Source organism: Kitasatospora sp. NPDC054768 (genome assembly GCF_053612025.1).
In genome coordinates this window covers 1-15,009 of record NZ_JBSHBN010000019.1, presented here as the reverse complement: position 1 = coordinate 15,009, position 15,009 = coordinate 1, and the positions used below count along the sequence as shown (strand labels likewise).

Below are 15,009 nucleotides of genomic sequence, written 5' to 3'. Positions count from 1 at the left end.
CGCTGCCCGGCCGCTGTCAGGCCGCTGTCAGGCCGTTGCCCGGCCGGTGTCCTGCCCCCGGAAACGCGGACAGGGCCCGGCGCCGTTTCCACGGCACCGGACCCTGTCCGATTCGGAGCGCCAGGCCCGGGTCGCACGGACTCTTCCTACTGAAAGTAGGACGTGCTCTGGTAGCACCACTGACGCCTGAGGAGGAATCGCTCCCTCGCAACGAGAAGTACAGTACCAGCTCCGTGATCATTCAACGAATCGGAGGGAAATCCCGGATGACGAACGCTCGACTCCGGACGGTTCCGTACACCGCCGGACGACTGACGGACATCCACCTTCCGGCCTCCGGCGTCACCGGGCCGGCCCCCGTCGTGCTGCTCTGGCACGGCAACGGCCCGAACGAGCGCGATGTGCTGCGGCCATTGGCTCAGGAGGCCGCCGGGCTGGGGCTGCTGGTGCTCGTCCCGGACTGGGACGCCACGCAGCCGGACGGCGGCAGTGCCGAACTGCTCGCCTCGCTGGCCCGGGCCCGCCCGATCGCCACCGAGTACGGCGGGGACCCGACGCGCCTCGTCCTGGCCGGCTGGTCGATGGGCGGCCGCGAGGCGATCGCGGTGGCCACCCATCCCGACACCCCCGCCGAACTGCGCCCCGCCGCCGGGGTCGGCATCGCCTCCCACTACTCGACCAGGGCCGTCACCACCGGCGAGGCCCCGCTCGACCACCTGGCGGCCACCCCCTCCCCCGTCCCGCTCCGGCTGGTCCACGGCACGGCGGACGAGATCGTGGACGTCGAGCACACCCGGCAGTTGAGCGCTGCTCTGACAAAGCAGATGTCGGCGGTACGGACCCTCGAACTCCCCACCGACCACGCCGGCGTGGTGATGACCGCCTACCGTCCCGAGGCCCGCCGCTGCCTCCCGGCCACCGATGCCGCCACCCTGGCCGCCGGCCGACGGACCGCCGCCGTCCTCGCCGAGGCGGCCGGGCTGTCGTAGGCCCGTCCTCGGGCTCCCGCCCGCGGGGCCATGCGGGTCGCTAGCCGTTCCCCGCCGCCGGCTCCCGCAGTCCGCGGCCGCGTTCCAGCGCCTCCAGGTCGCGCTGCAGCGGTGGGCGCGGGACGGCCAGGACCGGGCAGGTTGCGTGCCGCACGCAGTAGGCGGTGACCGAGGGGTGCACCAGCCGGGCGAGGCGGCCGCGCTCCCGGCCGGCGCCGAGGACGAGCAGGTCCCCGGGCCGGTCGGCGCACCGCACCAGCGTGTGGCCGGTGTCCCCGCGAACGGTCTGGCAGCGCAGGCGGACACCCGCGTAGCGTCCGGCGAAGGCCTCGTCGAGGGCCTGCCGCAGCCGGGCCACGGCGGCGTCGCGGCCGGCCTCGATCACCGGCGGGCACGGGGTCCGGCGGTAGCCGAGTTCGTCGCCGGGCGGGGTCCAGCAGAGCACCGCGAGCACCTCGACGTCCGTCCGGCGGGCCTCGGCCACCGCGTGGTGCAGCGCGGCGAGGCTGCCGAGCGAGCCGCTGATGCCGACCACGATCCGGCCCTCGTCGGTACCACTGTCCGCCATGGCTCCGCCCCTGCCTCTCCGTCCGGCCGCGCGCGGATGCCCTGGTGCCAGGGTGCCAAGCTGCCCGGGTGCCAAGGTGCCCGAGTGCCCGCGCACCGGACCGCCCTGGCCCGTGCTGCGCCGGACCGCGCCGAACCGCGCCGATTTCACCCCAGCAAAGCGGTCCGCGCCCGTACGGCACCGGCCCGTTGACGCGGCTCTGACGTGGAGCCCGCCGTTCCGTACGCGTCCCTGACGCCGCGCGGGCGAGGCGCGCTCAGCGCTCCGGCGACTCCGGCCGCTCCGGTTGCTCCGGTTGCTCCGGCGACTCCGCCTCCCAGAGGTCCGCGAACATCCGGTCCAGGTGCTCCTCCCCGATCGGCGGGACCGGCAGCGGGTGGGCGGCCCGGGCGCGGAAGCCGTCGAGCAGGAGGGCGAGGTAGCGGCGCCAGAGGTCGGGGCGCAGCTCGGTGGCGGCGGGCAGGGCACGGCAGAGCGGGCCGAGGAGGAAGAGCAGGTCCATGGTGACCACGTCGCGGCGCATGGTGCCCTGCTCCTGGGCGCGGGCGATCAGGACGCCGACGGTGGCGGCGTGCCGGCGGCTGATCTCGATCATTCCGGGGATGGCCGGGATGGCCTGGGTGACCAGGTCGTTGATGCCCCGGTCGGCGGCGACCAGCTCGAAGATCCGCCCGAAGTACCGTTCGAGGCCGCTCCAGGCGTCGTCGGCGGCGAGCGCCTCCTCGCCCGCGGCGGCCAGACCGCCCCCGGCGTCCTCGAACACCTCGGCGATCAGCGCCTCGCGGGTCGGGAAGTGCCGGTAGAGGGTGGCGTTGCCGACGCCGGCCTCCTTGGCGATCTGGTCCAGCGGCACGTTCAGGCCGTGCCGGGAGAACATGTCGCGGGCGGCGGCGAGCAGCTGGTCACGGTTGCGCTGTGCGTCCCGCCGGAGCCGCCCCGGGGGGTTCGCGCTGCTCGGTGGTGCCATGCCCCGACCCTAGCAAGCGCCGGGCTCGCCCACCGGGCACCACCCACCAGCCCCGCCGAGCGGCTCAACTACCCTGTGGGGTCGACGAGATGGACGGGACGCAGGCGCAGAACGGTACGCCTGCACGAAGGGGGCGACCAAGCGATGGCCACGGTGACGGAGCTGCGGTACTACCCGGTCAAGGGCTGCGCCGGGGTGACGGCCGCGCAGGCGGAGCTCACCCGGGCCGGGCTGGCCCATGACCGGGAGTTCATGGTGGTGGACGAGGAGGGCGTGTTCCGCTCCCAGCGCCGGGACCCGGTCCTGGCCACCGTCCGCCCGGCGGTGACGCGGGACGGCCGCTCACTGACGCTGACCGCCGCCGGCATGGAGCCGGTGTCGGTGACGGTGGACACCGAGGGCCCGCGCCGCGAGGTGCGGATGTTCGATGTGCCGTTCCTCGGCATCGATCAGGGCGAGGAGGCCGCCGACTGGCTGTCCGAGGTGCTGGGCTCGCGCGGCCGGCTGGTCCGGGTACCGCCGGAGCACGACCGGGTGACCACCGGACTGACCCCGGGCACCTCGGGCTATGCGGACAGTTGCGCCGTGCTCCTGGTGTCGCACTCCTCGCTGGAGCACTTCAACGAGCTCTCCGACGCTCGGCCGGTGCCCATGGACCGGTTCCGCGCGAACGTGGTGGTGGACGGCTGGACCGAACCGCACACCGAGGACCTGGCCCGCAGGATCGAGGTGGGCGGGGCCGAACTGGGCTACGCCAAGCTGGCGATCCGCTGCGCGGTGACGACGCTGGACCAGTCCAGCGGCACCAAGGCGGGGCCGGAGCCGCTGCGCACCCTGGCCCGGTACCGCCGGGCGGCTGCGGGCGGGGTGGCGTTCGGCAGCAAGTTCGCGGTGCTGCGACCCGGCACGCTGCGGGTGGGGGACGAACTGACGGTGGGCGCCTGGGGGCCGTCCGAGCTCTGAGCCCGGCGCTGCCGCAGGGCGGTGACCCCGGCGGGGAAGCGGGCCGGGGCCACCGTCGTGCCGGAAGCGTTCCGGGACGGTCGGTCAGTGGTGGTTCAGCAGGTCTGGTCGATCAGGGAGAACGTCGCGTAGTGGTCGCCGGTGTAGTAGTCCTCCTGGTAGGACCGGCCGGTCACGATCCGGCGGGCGCCGCGGGTCGGGGAGCCCGGGGTGATGACGGTGTACTCGTGGTAGTAGCCGTAGGACTCACCGGGCAGGACGCCCTCCCGGTTCTGGAAGACCACACCGTCCTGGGAGTAGGGGAAGGGGCCACCGGAGGCGATCAGGTCGAGGGTGTCGGCGGCCTGCGACGGGAGGGCGGAGAGGCAGACCGTTCCGCTCACGTCGGCGTGCGCGTCGGTGGCGACGGCGACCGGGGCGAGGGTCATCAGGGCGACGGCGGTGACGGCGGCGGCGCGGGACTTCCACGCGCGTAGAGTGCGAGTCATGCCCCTCAGTGTGGCGGGACGCCGTCAACTCTGGAAGCCTTCGGAAAAACTATTAACCAGTGAGTAACCCCCCTTTACCTGCGGAGACTTGAGCCGTACGCCGACCACCGCACCCCGCCCCGGAGCCGCCCGCACGACGCCCACGAACCGCCCGGCCGACACAAGGGTCGACCGTCATCGAACTCAAGTCGGAGCTGTCCCGCCCGGACCGCGCCGCATAGAGTGCCCGTAGCGCGGCGGATCACGGCAAGGCCGGAACGATCTCTGACGGGGTGGGCATGGGTACGGGCTCGGGCACGGCACTGACGGCCCACCAGCTGATCGGACTGCTGGTCGACCCCGACGGCTTCCGCGGCTGGGACGAGCCGCCTGCCGCCGACCGGGCCGACCCCGGCTACCGCGCCTCGCTCGACCGCGCCCGTGAGCGCACCGGCCTGGACGAGGCCGTCCTCACCGGCCTCGGCCTGATCGGCGGCCGGCCGGTCGCCCTCATCGCCTCCGAGTTCGGCTTCCTCGGCGGCTCGATCGGCGTCGCCACCGCCGAGCGGATCACCCGCGCCGTCGAACGCGCCACCGACGAGCGGCTGCCGCTGCTCGCCCTGCCGGTCTCCGGCGGGACGCGGATGCAGGAGGGGTCGGCGGCCTTCCTCTGCATGCTGCGGATCACCGCCGCCGTCCAGGCGCACCGCGCCGCCGGCCTCCCCTATGTCACCTATCTGCGCAACCCCACCATGGGCGGGGTCTTCGCCTCCTGGGGCACGCTCGGGCAGCTGGTCCTCGCCGAGCCGGGCGCCCGGCTCGGCTTCCTCGGCCCGCGGGTGTACGAGGAACTGCGCGGCGTGGAGCTGCCGCCGAACGTCCAGCGGGCCGAGACGCTCGCCGGCCAGGGGCTGGTGGACGCCGTCGTGCCGCCGCAGGAGCTGCGCGAACTGCTCCGCCGCGCGCTGACCGTGCTCGCCGCCGCACCGCCGGCCCCTTCCCCCGGCCCCGAGTCCGCGCCCGCTCCCACGCCCACTCCCGATCCCACGCCCGAGTCCGACCCGGACGCCCCCGGACACCCGGACGCCTGGGACTCCGTCCGCCGCACCCGTCGCCCCGACCGCCCGGGCGCCCGCGAACTGCTGCGGCACACCACCGAGGAGCTGGTGCTGCTCGACGCCCCCGGCGGGCGCGGCGGCGCGCTGGTCCGGGCACTGGCCGTGCTCGGCGGGCGGCCCGTGCTGGTCGTCGGCCAGCAGCGGCAGACCCCCGAGCACGAGCGCCCCTTCACCACCGCCGACCTGCGGGCCGTACGGCGCACCGCGCGCCTGGCCGAACAGCTCGGGCTGCCACTGGTCACCGTGGTGGACACGGCCGGCGCCGAGCTGTCGGCGCGGGCCGAGCTGGACGGCATCGCGGTGGAGATCGCCCACTGCCTCACCACCCTGCTCGCGCTGCGCACGCCCGTCCTGGCCGTACTGCTCGGCCAGGGCTCGGGCGGCGGCGCGCTCGCGCTGCTCCCGGCGGACCGGGTGATCGCCGCCGAGCACGCCTGGCTGGCACCACTCCCGCCGGAGGGCGCCTCGGCGATCGTCCACCGGGACGGCTCGCACGCCGCCGAGCTGGCCCGCTCCCAGGGGATCGGGGCGCGCCACCTGGCCGAGGTCGGGCTGGTCGACGAGGTGGTTCCGGAGCTGCCGGACGCCGCCGAGGAGCCGGAGGCCTTCTGCGCCCGGCTCGGGCAGGCGGTCGGCGCGGCGCTCGGCGCCCTGGCGGCCGCCGCCGAAACGGACCGGCTCGCGGCCCGGGCCGCCCGGCACCGGCGACTGGGCGACCTGCGCTAGCCGTCCACCACGGCGGCTTGGCTCCGGTCCCGCCGCGACCGTGTGACACCGGCATCGGCATGGCCGGGGCGGTGTGGCGCCGGTCTCAGCACCACGGTGTGGCCCCGGTCTCACGGCAGCGTTGATCATCTGCACCCACCGTGCGTCCTCCGGACCGGCGAGTGACGCCCCCCGAGCCCCGAACGGTGAGTGCGCTCACACGTGATCAACGACTACGACGGACGGTAGTGGACACCCCGGCGGCCCCCGCGCCACTCCGACGCTCCCCGCGTTCCCGCAGCTCAGCACCGGTCGGCAGGCTTCGCGCGACCGGCCCTTCGAATCCACGGCGTCCCGTTCCGTACGACCGCGGGTCGTACCGAGCGGGTCTTGGCGACGGCCGATCCGGTCTGGCAACAATGGCTTCCATCGCCAGCCGCACCGGCTCCTGTCCCACCGGTGAACGGCTTCCTGATCGCGTCGCACCCCGCAACCGTTCGGCCCTTGTCCGGCCGTGGTCCTGGGCGGGGAGCGACCGGCCCAACCCGATTGAGGTCCTGTTCTTCATGCCCGCTTTCAAGCTCCGCATGCGCACTTCCGCCGCGATTCTCGCCGGCGCCGCCGGTCTGACCGCCCTGGGCGCGGGTGTCCTGCCCGCCACCGCGAACGCCGCCACCGCCTCCCCGCAGGCCATCGCCGCCCAGATCGTCCCGGCCAACCAGCTGGCGTCCTTCAGCCAGATCATCGCCCACGAGTCCAGCTGGAACGTGACCGCGACCAACCCGAGCTCGGGCGCGTACGGCCTGGCCCAGGCGCTGCCGGGCTCCAAGATGGCCTCGCACGGCTCGGACTGGAAGACCAACCCGACCACCCAGATCAAGTGGGCGCTGGACTACATGAACACCCGCTACGGCAGCCCGAACGCCGCCTGGAACTTCTGGCAGACCCACCACTGGTACTAAGCCGACCCCGTCGGCCCACCGACCACCGCCCGTCACCTGACCACTCCCCCTCACCCCGGGGGTCGGACAGGGACCACCGGGGTGCCCGAGAGGGCCCGGACCCGCGCGACCCGCGTGGTCCGGGCCCTCTCCTGGTTCTCCGGCGGCGGCCCGGCCCGTGGACCGCGCCCGCCCGGGCCACGGCGTGGGCGCCACGGCGCGTGGACCCCGCGTGCGGGCTTCGCGGCCGCGGGCTCACGGCGTGCGGGCTACAGCCCGCCGGTGAGCCCGAGCAGCTCGCGCATCCGCGCGTACTTGGCGGCCAGCCGCTCGGCGGTCGCCGGGTCCAGGGTGGCGAGGCGGGCCGGATCGGAGTTGTGCGCCAGGTCCGCGCGCTTGACCAGCAGCGCGCCCGGCGTGGCCAGGATGCGCGCGGTGTACTCCTCGACCGGCTCGTCCGGGCGCCGGGTGAGCGCGTCCACGATCGCCTTGGTCTCTTCCGGCAGCGCGGCCCCGGCCAGCCACTCCCGGCTCAGCCGGTCGTCCTCGACGGTGTCGTGCAGCCAACCCGCCGCGATCTGCGCCGCACTGCCGCCGCGCGCCGCCGTCCCCCGGGCGACCGCCGCGATGTGGTCTCCGTACGGGTGGCCGTTCTTGTCCACCTGCCCCTGGTGGGCCCGGCGCGCGATCGCCTCCACCTCGGACAGGCTCAGGTACTGGTCCTCCATCGGGCCATCGTAGGCCCGGGCGATCGGCCGGGCCTCGGTCTCTCGGCGCCCGGGCGATCGGCCGGGCGCCGGGCCCTCGGCCCCGCCCCTGCCGGCCGACACCGTCCCGGACAGCCGGTCCTGCTGGCGTGCTCGCGACAGACCCACTGATCGCCGCGCCCGCGGCCACTGGTTTACTGCCCCGGGGGTTCATGGGCTTCGGGGGGTCACCGCGCTCGGAAGTCGGCGCCCCCGACGGGACATCCCCGTCGCACCGGCAGACCCGTCCGAGCGATCCGAGGAACCATGCCAGCCCTGCATCCCCTGCTGTCCGCCTTCGCGCCGATCTGGGCGCTCACCGGCGTCGGCTACGTCGTCGGCCGCGCCGGACTGCTCGGGCCGCACGCCGAGACGGTGCTCAACCGGTTCGTCTTCCACGTGGCGATGCCGGCCGCGCTGTTCCTGATGATCGCCCGCACCCCGCTGGACCGCTTCGCCAACGCCTCGATGCTCGCCTTCACTGCGGGCACCGCGGTCGCGATCGGCCTCGGGCTGCTCGCCGGGCGGCTGCTGTTCCACCGCAAGCCCGGCGAACTGGCCATCGGCGCGATGGCCTCCGGCTACGTCAACTCGGCCAACCTCGGCATCCCGGTGACCATGCAGGTCCTCGGCGACGCCTCTTTCGTGGCGCCCGTGGTGCTGTTCCAGATCCTGGTGGTCACCCCCGCCGTCCTGGCCGTCCTGGACGGTGGCGCGGCCGGCCGCCGGGCGCTGCTCACCCTGCCCGTCCGCAACCCGATCCTGCTGGCCACCGCGCTGGGCGCGGTCGTCTCGGCGACCGGCGTGCACCTGCCTGCCGAGCTGAATCGTTCCTGCGAACTGCTCGGCGGCGCCGGCGTCCCCACCGCGCTGATCACCCTCGGACTCTCGCTGCACAACCGCCCACCGGCGGACGGCCGTCCGCGCCGCACCGAGGTCGGGCTGATCGTCGTGCTCAAGACCCTGGTCCAGCCGCTGGTCGCACTCGCCGTGGCCGGCCCGCTGCTCCACCTGCCCACCCACCAGCTCCTCACCGTGGTGCTGTTCTCGGCGCTGCCCACCGCGCAGAACGTGTACACCTACGCCCGCGAGTACCAGCGGGGCACCGCCCTCGCCCGGGACGCGGTGCTCTGGTCGACGCTCCTGTCGATGGCGACGCTGTCGGTGATCAGCTGGACCCTCGGCCCCGCGTAGTTCCGGCCCGCTCACCTCTCCCTGGCGGCCGACACCACCTCGGTCACGGCCGCCAGGAAGCGCCGGGCCGTGTCCAGCTCCCCCGGCTCGAACCGCCGCATCGCCGCGACCAGGTCGCCGATCAGCCCGCCGAAGAAGCCCTCCCCCAGCTCCATCGCCCGCTCCTCCACCAGCAGCCGCACCCGGCGCCGGTCCTGCGGGTCGCGCTCGCGCCGGATCAGCCCGAGCCGCTCCAGCCGGTCCACCAGGCCGGTGGTACCCGCCGAGTTCAGCCCCAGCGCCTCGCCGAGCCGGCCCGGGGTGACGACCTCCTCGGCCCTGGCCGCGTCCAGCAGGTGGATCAGCGCCCGCAGATCGGTCGGGTGCAGACCGTTGCGGGCCGCGAACTCGGCTCCGAACAGGTCGAGTTCGACCGTCAGGCCACGCAGCAGATGGACCAGCCGCATCGGCTCGGCAACCTCGGACACCCTGTCGTCCTTCCTCGGGGAGGGCATGTGCGACTATTCTCTCGCTCAGCGAGATAATTGCTCAGCGAGATGCTTGTTCAGCGCGATACGTGTTCGGCGAGTGGTTCAGCCGACCCGGCCGCCATCACACCACACCCGCGGAGGCCCCATGTCCGCCCGCACCGCCCCCTTCCTCGCCGCCTACGACGCCCTGCTCGCCCGCTGGCCCGTCCCGGTCGAGGCACTCACCGTCCGCACCGCCCACGGCACCACCCGGATCAACGCCTGCGGCCCCGCCGACGGCCACCCGCTCGTCCTGCTCCACGGCGGCGGCGCCACCTCCACCATGTGGTTCGCCAATGCCGGCGCCTGGGCCGAGGCCGGACACCGCGTCCTCGCCGTCGACCTCATCGGAGACCCCGGCCGCAGCATCCACGACGGCGCCGCCCTCGACGGCGTCCCCGGCCTGCTCGGCTGGCTGGACGCCGTCCTCGACGGACTCGACGTCCCGCGGGCCGACCTCTGCGGCCACTCGTACGGCGGCTGGATCGCCCTGGAGTACGCCCTGCACGCCCCCGCCCGGGTCGACAGGCTCGCCCTGCTCGACCCCACCCAGTGCTTCGCCGGCTTCCGCCCCGGCTACCTGCTGCGCGCCCTCCCCCTCTTCCTGCCCCACCGCACCCCGGCCCGCGCCCGCTCCTACCTCGACTGGGAGACCCGCGACACCCCGCCCCTCGACCCCGCCTGGCGCGAGCTCTACGCCCTCGGCTACGCCGACTTCCCCGCCTCCCCCGTCGTGACCGGCCCCCGCCCCTCCCCCGAACGCCTCCGCACCCTCACCGCCCCCGTCCTCACCCTCCTCGCCGCCCACAGCCGCACCCACGACCCCCACCGCATCGCCCGGACCGCCCGCCGCACCCTCCCCGGAGCAGAGGTCGCCATCCTCCCGGGCGTCTCGCACCACAACCTCCCCATGGCCGCCGCCCAGGACCTCAACCCCCGCCTCACCACCTTCCTCACCCCCACCCACCAAACCTGACCACCCCCACCCACCCCACGAGTAGTCGCCCCGCCCCCTGCACCGAAACCGCCCCGAGGCAGGCGCCACACCCAACCCGCGCGAAAAGTCGGCCCACCCGACTTCTGGTGCTGCCGGGTTCGGACGTGCGAGGGACTTCGCGTAAGTCCCGTGACCTACGGGGGTTCGGCTGCCGGTGGGCTCAGTAGATCAGGTACCCCGGGCGGTGCCCTTCGTCGTCGATCTCCCCGGTGGCCTGGGCCCGCAGCTTGCGGGACAGGTCCTCCAGGGCCCGGGCGGCCGCGACCTCCTCGCCGATCCTGGCGAGCGGACGGTCGTCCGCGCTTTTCACGGATTCGCCGTGCGCGCTCAGGCCTGGCGCCCTGGCGCCGGTCAGCCTGGCCTCGCACGCCGTGTGCACGCCGTCTTCCTCGAAGCTGAGCTCCACGTCCCACTGGTTGTGCATGCCACACCTCCTGGCGCCGGCCCCCCGTCGCGCCTGTCCGGACCGGCACGGACGGTGACCCGTGGCGGCCGCTCACACCAGCGTGCGCCTGCCCCGCCGGTGGCGGCAAGCGCTGCCGGACGGCCCGGTGCCCACCGCGCCGCGCGCGTGTCGTGCGCCCGGCCCGGGCACCGGCCCGGCGGTAGGCTGGCGGGAGCGGCCGCGACCTCCGACCCACCTCTCGGAGCCGTCGGCGCGGCGCGGGCAGCGACAACCTGGTGGTCCCTCCGTGGCGGTCTTCCTCCTCGCTCTCAGTGCGGCCTGCTGTCTGGGGCTCGGCTTCGTCCTCCAGCAGCACGCGGCGCAGCAAGCCCCTCGCTCCGATCTGCTGCGCTGGCGGCTGCTGCTGGACCTGATGCGGATGCCGCAGTGGCTGCTCGGCACCGGGTTCATGGTCAGCGGGCTGATCCTCTCGGCGTTCGCCCTCAACCAGGGCGAGGTGTCGCTGGTCGAACCGCTGCTGGCCACCAATCTGATCTTCGCCATGGCACTGGCCCGGGTGTTGACCCGTCAGACCCTGGGCCGTTCCGGCTGGGCCGGGGTGCTGCTGCTGGCCCTCGGGGTGACGGCCTTCATCGTGGCCGGGCAACCGACCGGCGGCGGGGCGCCCGCCGGGGAGCTGCGGCACTGGCTGGTGGTCGGCACCGTGGTCGGGCTGGTCGTGCTGCTGGTCTCGCTGGCCCGGCGGCTGCCGCTGTTCGAGGAGGCGACCCTGCTGGCGCTCGCCGCCGGGCTGCTCTACGGCCTCCAGGACGCGCTGACCCGGACCACCACCCAGCGCCTCGACCACGAGGGCCTGTCCGCGGTGCTGCGCAGTTGGCAACCGTACGCGGTGGTGGTGGCGGGCGTGGTCGGGCTGCTGCTGGTGCAGAGCGCCTTCGAGGCGGCGCCGCTGCGGATGTCCCTGCCGGCGCTGACCGCCGCCCAGCCGGTGGCCGGGATCGCCTGCGCGGTCGGGTTCCTCGGCGACCGGCTGCGGGTGACCCCGGCGGCGCTGGCCTGGCAGGCGGCCGGGCTGGTCGCGATCGTGATCGGGGTGATCGTGATCGGCCGCCATCCGGCGATGCCCGGGACCGTCCGCGACACCCTGGAGAGCATCGGGGCACCGCCGGAGGACGGAGCGGAGCCGCGGGAGGGCGGGGCGGAGCAGAAGTCCGGGGGCGGGCCGGAAGACCGACCGGACGACGAGCCGAAGGGCAATCCGGACGACGATCCGGAGGACGAACCGACGGGCGGGTCCGCGGAGCACGACCGCCCCGGGAGCACCGGTTAGGCCCCGATGTGCTGGAGTGCGCAGGCGGACGCCGTGGCCGGTGGGCTGGTCGCGGTCGCGGGGGTGGCGTGCCTGGTCCGCGCCCACCGGGCCGGCCGGCCCGAGCGCTTGCCGCTCGCCGCACTCCCCCTGGTCCTGGGCGTGCACCAGCTGATCGAGGCGCTGGTCTGGCTCGGCACCGACGGCGGGCTGCCGGACGGCCTCGCCGGAGCGGCCCGCACCGCCTGGGCGGTGGTCGCCCTGCCGCTGCTGCCCGTCCTGGTCCCCGCCGCCGTGTGGTGCGCGACCGACGGCCCGCGCCGACGGCTGCTCGCCGCGCTCACCCTGCTCGGTGCGGCGGTCGCCGTTCCGCCGGCCGTGGCCATCGGCTCCCACCCGGTGGGGGCAACCGTGCACGGCCACACCCTCGGCTATGCGGTGGGCATCCCGTACCCGGCTCTCCTGCTGGCCGGCTACCTCCTCGTCACCGTCGGCTCCCTGCTGGCAAGCGGCGACCGGCTGCTCCGCCGTCTCGGTCTCCTCACCGGCGCGGGCGCCGTCGCCTGCGCCCTGCTCTGGCACCTCGCCTTCGTCTCCACGTGGTGTGCCCTCGCCGCGCTGACCAGCCTGCTGCTGCTCCAGTGGGCGGGCCACCGACCGGCGGGCGGGCCAGCCCCTGTCGAAGACCGGGCCCGATAGGGCGTGCCCTGGGGGCGGCTAAGCGCAGTGCGCCGGTTCCGAGTCGTCGGCCGCGTCGGCCGCACCGCCCGCCTGGACCGCGCTGCCCGCGTGCCCTCGGAAACGGTCCATCTCGCGCCATTCGGGGCGCAGCCCGGCCAGGGTCGTGGTCGCGAAGTAGAGGGCTCCGCCGGCGATCAGGCCGGGTATCAGCCCGACCGTCGCGACCGCCGCACCGGCGACCAGCCCACCGAGCGGGATGCCGGCCCAGGAGAGGGAGTCGCCGAGGGCGTGGACGCGGCCCAGCAGGTGGCGGGGCACCCGTTCGAAGAGGACCGCGCCGAGGATCGGGTTGAGGAAGCCGGCGCCGAAGCCGCCGATCGCGAAGACCGTGAGCACCAGCCACATCGGCGCGTCCAGGGCGAGCACCAGGAAGCGCGGCGCGCCGCACAGCAGGAAGCCGGCGAAGAACACCGTCCGGCGGGGCAGCCGGGAGGCGACGGCCGCCGCTATCAGGCTGCCGACGACCGCGGTGGCGCCCATGACGGCCGCGGCCAGGCCGATGGCGGCCGGACCGTTGCCGGACTCGCGCGCCCAGACCGGGACGAGGACGGTGGTGAACCCGGCGTCGATCAGGTTGGTGATGCCGATCATCACGATCACGGTGAGCAGCAGCGGCTCCGAGCGCAGGAAGGTGAAGCCCTCGCGGAACATCCGCCAGTAGCCCGCGGGCTGCTCCTCCGCCGAGGGTTCGGCTGCCACGGCTGCCACGGCGGGCACCGCCGGGCGCCCCATGCCGCGCGGGAGCGCGACCGCGATGATCAGCGACCCGAGCGCGAAGGTGACCGCGTTGACCGCCAGCCCGGCCAGCGGCCCGATCAGGGCGACCAGCCCGCCGCCGACCGCCGGACCGATGGTGGAGGCCAGCCGCTCGGTGACCCCCGACAGCCCGGTGGCGCGCTCCAGCGGCACCCGGGCGTGGTCGGCCGCCTCCGGGACCATGACGGACTTGGCCAAGTCCCCCGGGCCGCGCATCGCCCCGATCACCGCGACCATCACCAGCAGCGCCCAGAACGGAAGCAGCCCCCGGACGTGCAGCAGCGGGACCAGCCCGGCCGTGACGGCGCTGACCGCGTCCGTCGTCCAGGACACCACGCGCGGCCCGAGCCGGTCCACCAACGGCCCGGTCAGTGCCTTGACCGCCACGTACGGCGCCATTTCGGCGAAGGCGACCAGGCCCGTCATGGTGGCGCTGCCGGTGGTGGCCAGGACGAACCAGGGCAGGGCGATGGCCGAGACACGCGTGCCGGTCACGGAGACGACCGTGGCGGCCAGCACCCCGGCCAGCGGGCGGAAGCTGCGCCCGGGCGCGTGGTCGGCGGCGGCACCGGTGCCGGTGGTGGTCATGCGGTTTCCCCCTCGGTCGTGGTGGTGCTCGTGTCCGGCAGGACGTGGACGATCACGGAGACCTGCTCGGTGCCCTCCGGGGCCGGCCCGCCGTGGTCGATCTGCCGGTAGCGCCGGACCACCTCGGACAGCTCGCCGGAAAGCTGCTCGGCCTCGGCGGGGGTGAGCTGGAGGACCCGGTCGCTGAGGTCCGTCACCCGGCGCCACTCGCGCGGCATGGTCTCGAAGGCGTCCAGCGCGCGCTGGGCGGTCAGGGTGTGCGCGGCCAGGACGGACCGCAGGAAGCCGGCGGCCGTGTCGAGGTCGTCGTCCGCCATGTCGTCCACCGTCCAGACGGTCAGCGGGTGGGCCGAACGCCACCAGCGCTCGCGGGCGTTGCCCCGCTCCTCGTCCTCCTCGACGAAGCCCGCGGCGGCGAGCTGGCGCAGGTGGTAGCTGGTGGCTCCGGAGTTCAGCCCCAGCTGTGCGGCGAGCCTCGTCGCCGTCGACGGGCCGTGCTTGCGCAGGAGCCCGACCAGCTGCATGCGCACGGGGTGCGCCATCGCCCGCATGTTCTTGGCGGTGATGGCGATGTGCGGGTCGTCGCTGTGCTTCCAGCCGCGCTCTTCGGTCATGGCAGGAGACTAGAACCGCAAAGACTTCTTTGCAAAGGCTTTTTTGCGAAGGGTTTTTTGCGAAGAAGTCTTCGCGGTTGCTCGACGCGCAGGAGGCCGCGCCTCCGGGGCCCCGCCGGTCGGCGGGTGCCCGACCGGCCGCTCGGCGGGGGCCCCGGAGCGGACCGCGGCCCGGAGCGGGATTGTCACCCGGGCGGGCGAGGCGCAGGCTGGCAGGAAGGGCCCGGTAGTCGGCCCGTCCCGGTCGGCCGCGGATTCGATGACGGCCGCCGGCGAGCACGAGGGGCAGGGCGATGGCACGCGGGAGGCTCTGGAGCTACGTCGCGTCGGGGGCCCGGGCGCTCGGCGCGTTCGGCGGCGCGGTCGGCGCGTTCGGCGGCGCGGTCGGCACCGGCCACCGGAGCGGGTCCGGGCGCGCGGGCGCACTGGCG

The 15,009-nt window shown here is 74.7% G+C and carries 15 protein-coding genes and 1 pseudogene; 8 read left to right on the top strand and 8 right to left on the bottom strand.

The annotated features are described in order from the left end of the window. The first annotated feature begins 266 nt into the window (after positions 1–266). Positions 267–989, top strand: coding sequence for an alpha/beta hydrolase family protein (locus ACWGKU_RS08375; RefSeq protein ID WP_452178097.1), 723 nt, complete (start codon positions 267–269; stop codon positions 987–989). A 40-nt stretch (positions 990–1,029) separates the two neighbouring features. On the opposite strand, the gene ACWGKU_RS08370 is transcribed toward ACWGKU_RS08375, so the two are convergent. Both ACWGKU_RS08370 and ACWGKU_RS08365 read right to left on the bottom strand, forming a co-directional pair. Then, positions 1,030–1,557: a universal stress protein gene (locus tag ACWGKU_RS08370; protein WP_401050349.1), complete on the bottom strand. Its 528-nt coding sequence runs from the start codon at positions 1,555–1,557 to the stop codon at positions 1,030–1,032. A gap of 256 nt (positions 1,558–1,813) precedes the next feature. Then, positions 1,814–2,524, bottom strand: a complete 711-nt coding sequence (locus tag ACWGKU_RS08365; protein ID WP_452178096.1) for a TetR/AcrR family transcriptional regulator — start codon at positions 2,522–2,524, stop codon at positions 1,814–1,816. Between the two features lie 144 nt (positions 2,525–2,668). Here ACWGKU_RS08365 and ACWGKU_RS08360 point away from each other — a divergent pair, with 144 nt between their 5' ends. Further along, positions 2,669–3,487 carry an MOSC domain-containing protein gene (locus ACWGKU_RS08360; protein WP_401050345.1) on the top strand — a complete coding sequence of 273 codons (819 nt, stop codon included), beginning with the start codon at positions 2,669–2,671 and terminating at the stop codon, positions 3,485–3,487. A 95-nt stretch (positions 3,488–3,582) separates the two neighbouring features. Here the strand turns inward: ACWGKU_RS08360 and ACWGKU_RS08355 are convergent, their stop codons facing one another. After that, the gene (locus ACWGKU_RS08355; protein WP_380356563.1) at positions 3,583–3,975 is read right to left on the bottom strand and encodes a ribonuclease; all 393 of its coding nucleotides are present in this window, start codon (positions 3,973–3,975) and stop codon (positions 3,583–3,585) included. 278 nt (positions 3,976–4,253) lie between these two features. On the opposite strand from ACWGKU_RS08355, the gene ACWGKU_RS08350 reads away from it, so the two are divergent. Together ACWGKU_RS08350 and ACWGKU_RS08345 are read left to right on the top strand one after the other, a co-directional pair. Then, on the top strand, positions 4,254–5,798 hold the full coding sequence (locus ACWGKU_RS08350; protein ID WP_452178095.1) for a carboxyl transferase domain-containing protein: 1,545 nt from the start codon (positions 4,254–4,256) through the stop codon (positions 5,796–5,798). Positions 5,799–6,364: 566 nt separating this feature from the next. After that, complete coding sequence (locus ACWGKU_RS08345) at positions 6,365–6,739, top strand: aggregation-promoting factor C-terminal-like domain-containing protein (RefSeq protein ID WP_380546041.1); 375 nt, start codon at positions 6,365–6,367, stop codon at positions 6,737–6,739. Positions 6,740–6,987: 248 nt separating this feature from the next. Here the strand turns inward: ACWGKU_RS08345 and ACWGKU_RS08340 are convergent, their stop codons facing one another. After that, positions 6,988–7,446 carry an HD domain-containing protein gene (locus ACWGKU_RS08340; RefSeq protein WP_401054829.1) on the bottom strand — a complete coding sequence of 153 codons (459 nt, stop codon included), beginning with the start codon at positions 7,444–7,446 and terminating at the stop codon, positions 6,988–6,990. A gap of 285 nt (positions 7,447–7,731) precedes the next feature. Between ACWGKU_RS08340 and ACWGKU_RS08335 the strand changes: the two genes are divergently transcribed. Then, the gene (locus ACWGKU_RS08335) at positions 7,732–8,658 is read left to right on the top strand and encodes an AEC family transporter (protein WP_401054828.1); all 927 of its coding nucleotides are present in this window, start codon (positions 7,732–7,734) and stop codon (positions 8,656–8,658) included. 11 nt (positions 8,659–8,669) lie between these two features. Here the strand turns inward: ACWGKU_RS08335 and ACWGKU_RS08330 are convergent, their stop codons facing one another. After that, positions 8,670–9,125: a MarR family winged helix-turn-helix transcriptional regulator gene (locus ACWGKU_RS08330; protein WP_401054826.1), complete on the bottom strand. Its 456-nt coding sequence runs from the start codon at positions 9,123–9,125 to the stop codon at positions 8,670–8,672. Positions 9,126–9,273: 148 nt separating this feature from the next. Between ACWGKU_RS08330 and ACWGKU_RS08325 the strand changes: the two genes are divergently transcribed. Beyond that, entirely contained in the window at positions 9,274–10,143 is an 870-nt protein-coding gene (locus ACWGKU_RS08325) for an alpha/beta fold hydrolase (RefSeq protein WP_452178270.1), read from the top strand. A gap of 181 nt (positions 10,144–10,324) precedes the next feature. Here ACWGKU_RS08325 and ACWGKU_RS08320 read toward each other — a convergent pair whose 3' ends face one another. Next, positions 10,325–10,588 (bottom strand): dsRBD fold-containing protein, encoded by a 264-nt coding sequence (locus ACWGKU_RS08320; protein WP_380546048.1) that lies wholly within the window; start codon positions 10,586–10,588, stop codon positions 10,325–10,327. A gap of 268 nt (positions 10,589–10,856) precedes the next feature. Between ACWGKU_RS08320 and ACWGKU_RS08315 the strand changes: the two are divergent. Continuing rightward, positions 10,857–11,696, top strand: a pseudogene (locus ACWGKU_RS08315) (DMT family transporter); the annotation flags it as partial. Positions 11,697–11,906: 210 nt separating this feature from the next. Next, positions 11,907–12,578, top strand: a complete 672-nt coding sequence (locus ACWGKU_RS08310; protein ID WP_452178269.1) for a DUF6629 family protein — start codon at positions 11,907–11,909, stop codon at positions 12,576–12,578. A gap of 18 nt (positions 12,579–12,596) precedes the next feature. On the opposite strand, the gene ACWGKU_RS08305 is transcribed toward ACWGKU_RS08310, so the two are convergent. Both ACWGKU_RS08305 and ACWGKU_RS08300 read right to left on the bottom strand, forming a co-directional pair. Then, positions 12,597–13,964 carry an MFS transporter gene (locus ACWGKU_RS08305; RefSeq protein ID WP_452178268.1) on the bottom strand — a complete coding sequence of 456 codons (1,368 nt, stop codon included), beginning with the start codon at positions 13,962–13,964 and terminating at the stop codon, positions 12,597–12,599. After that, positions 13,961–14,578, bottom strand: a complete 618-nt coding sequence (locus tag ACWGKU_RS08300; protein WP_401046035.1) for a helix-turn-helix domain-containing protein — start codon at positions 14,576–14,578, stop codon at positions 13,961–13,963. Before ACWGKU_RS08300 ends, ACWGKU_RS08305 begins: the two co-directional genes overlap by 4 nt. Positions 14,579–15,009 lie beyond the last annotated feature (431 nt).

What these genes read in the sequence shown, in the direction of transcription:
- ACWGKU_RS08345 (WP_380546041.1), top strand. Translation starts at nt 6,365, where the DNA reads ATGCGCACTTCCGCCGCGATTCTCGCCGGCGCCGCCGGTCTGACCGCC.
- ACWGKU_RS08375 (WP_452178097.1), top strand. Translation starts at nt 267, where the DNA reads ATGACGAACGCTCGACTCCGGACGGTTCCGTACACCGCCGGACGACTG.
- ACWGKU_RS08320 (WP_380546048.1), bottom strand. Translation starts at nt 10,588, where the DNA reads ATGCACAACCAGTGGGACGTGGAGCTCAGCTTCGAGGAAGACGGCGTG.
- ACWGKU_RS08305 (WP_452178268.1), bottom strand. Translation starts at nt 13,964, where the DNA reads ATGACCACCACCGGCACCGGTGCCGCCGCCGACCACGCGCCCGGGCGC.
- ACWGKU_RS08325 (WP_452178270.1), top strand. Translation starts at nt 9,274, where the DNA reads ATGTCCGCCCGCACCGCCCCCTTCCTCGCCGCCTACGACGCCCTGCTC.
- ACWGKU_RS08350 (WP_452178095.1), top strand. Translation starts at nt 4,254, where the DNA reads ATGGGTACGGGCTCGGGCACGGCACTGACGGCCCACCAGCTGATCGGA.
- ACWGKU_RS08370 (WP_401050349.1), bottom strand. Translation starts at nt 1,557, where the DNA reads ATGGCGGACAGTGGTACCGACGAGGGCCGGATCGTGGTCGGCATCAGC.
- ACWGKU_RS08310 (WP_452178269.1), top strand. Translation starts at nt 11,907, where the DNA reads ATGTGCTGGAGTGCGCAGGCGGACGCCGTGGCCGGTGGGCTGGTCGCG.
- ACWGKU_RS08365 (WP_452178096.1), bottom strand. Translation starts at nt 2,524, where the DNA reads ATGGCACCACCGAGCAGCGCGAACCCCCCGGGGCGGCTCCGGCGGGAC.
- ACWGKU_RS08335 (WP_401054828.1), top strand. Translation starts at nt 7,732, where the DNA reads ATGCCAGCCCTGCATCCCCTGCTGTCCGCCTTCGCGCCGATCTGGGCG.
- ACWGKU_RS08340 (WP_401054829.1), bottom strand. Translation starts at nt 7,446, where the DNA reads ATGGAGGACCAGTACCTGAGCCTGTCCGAGGTGGAGGCGATCGCGCGC.
- ACWGKU_RS08360 (WP_401050345.1), top strand. Translation starts at nt 2,669, where the DNA reads ATGGCCACGGTGACGGAGCTGCGGTACTACCCGGTCAAGGGCTGCGCC.
- ACWGKU_RS08300 (WP_401046035.1), bottom strand. Translation starts at nt 14,578, where the DNA reads ATGACCGAAGAGCGCGGCTGGAAGCACAGCGACGACCCGCACATCGCC.
- ACWGKU_RS08355 (WP_380356563.1), bottom strand. Translation starts at nt 3,975, where the DNA reads ATGACTCGCACTCTACGCGCGTGGAAGTCCCGCGCCGCCGCCGTCACC.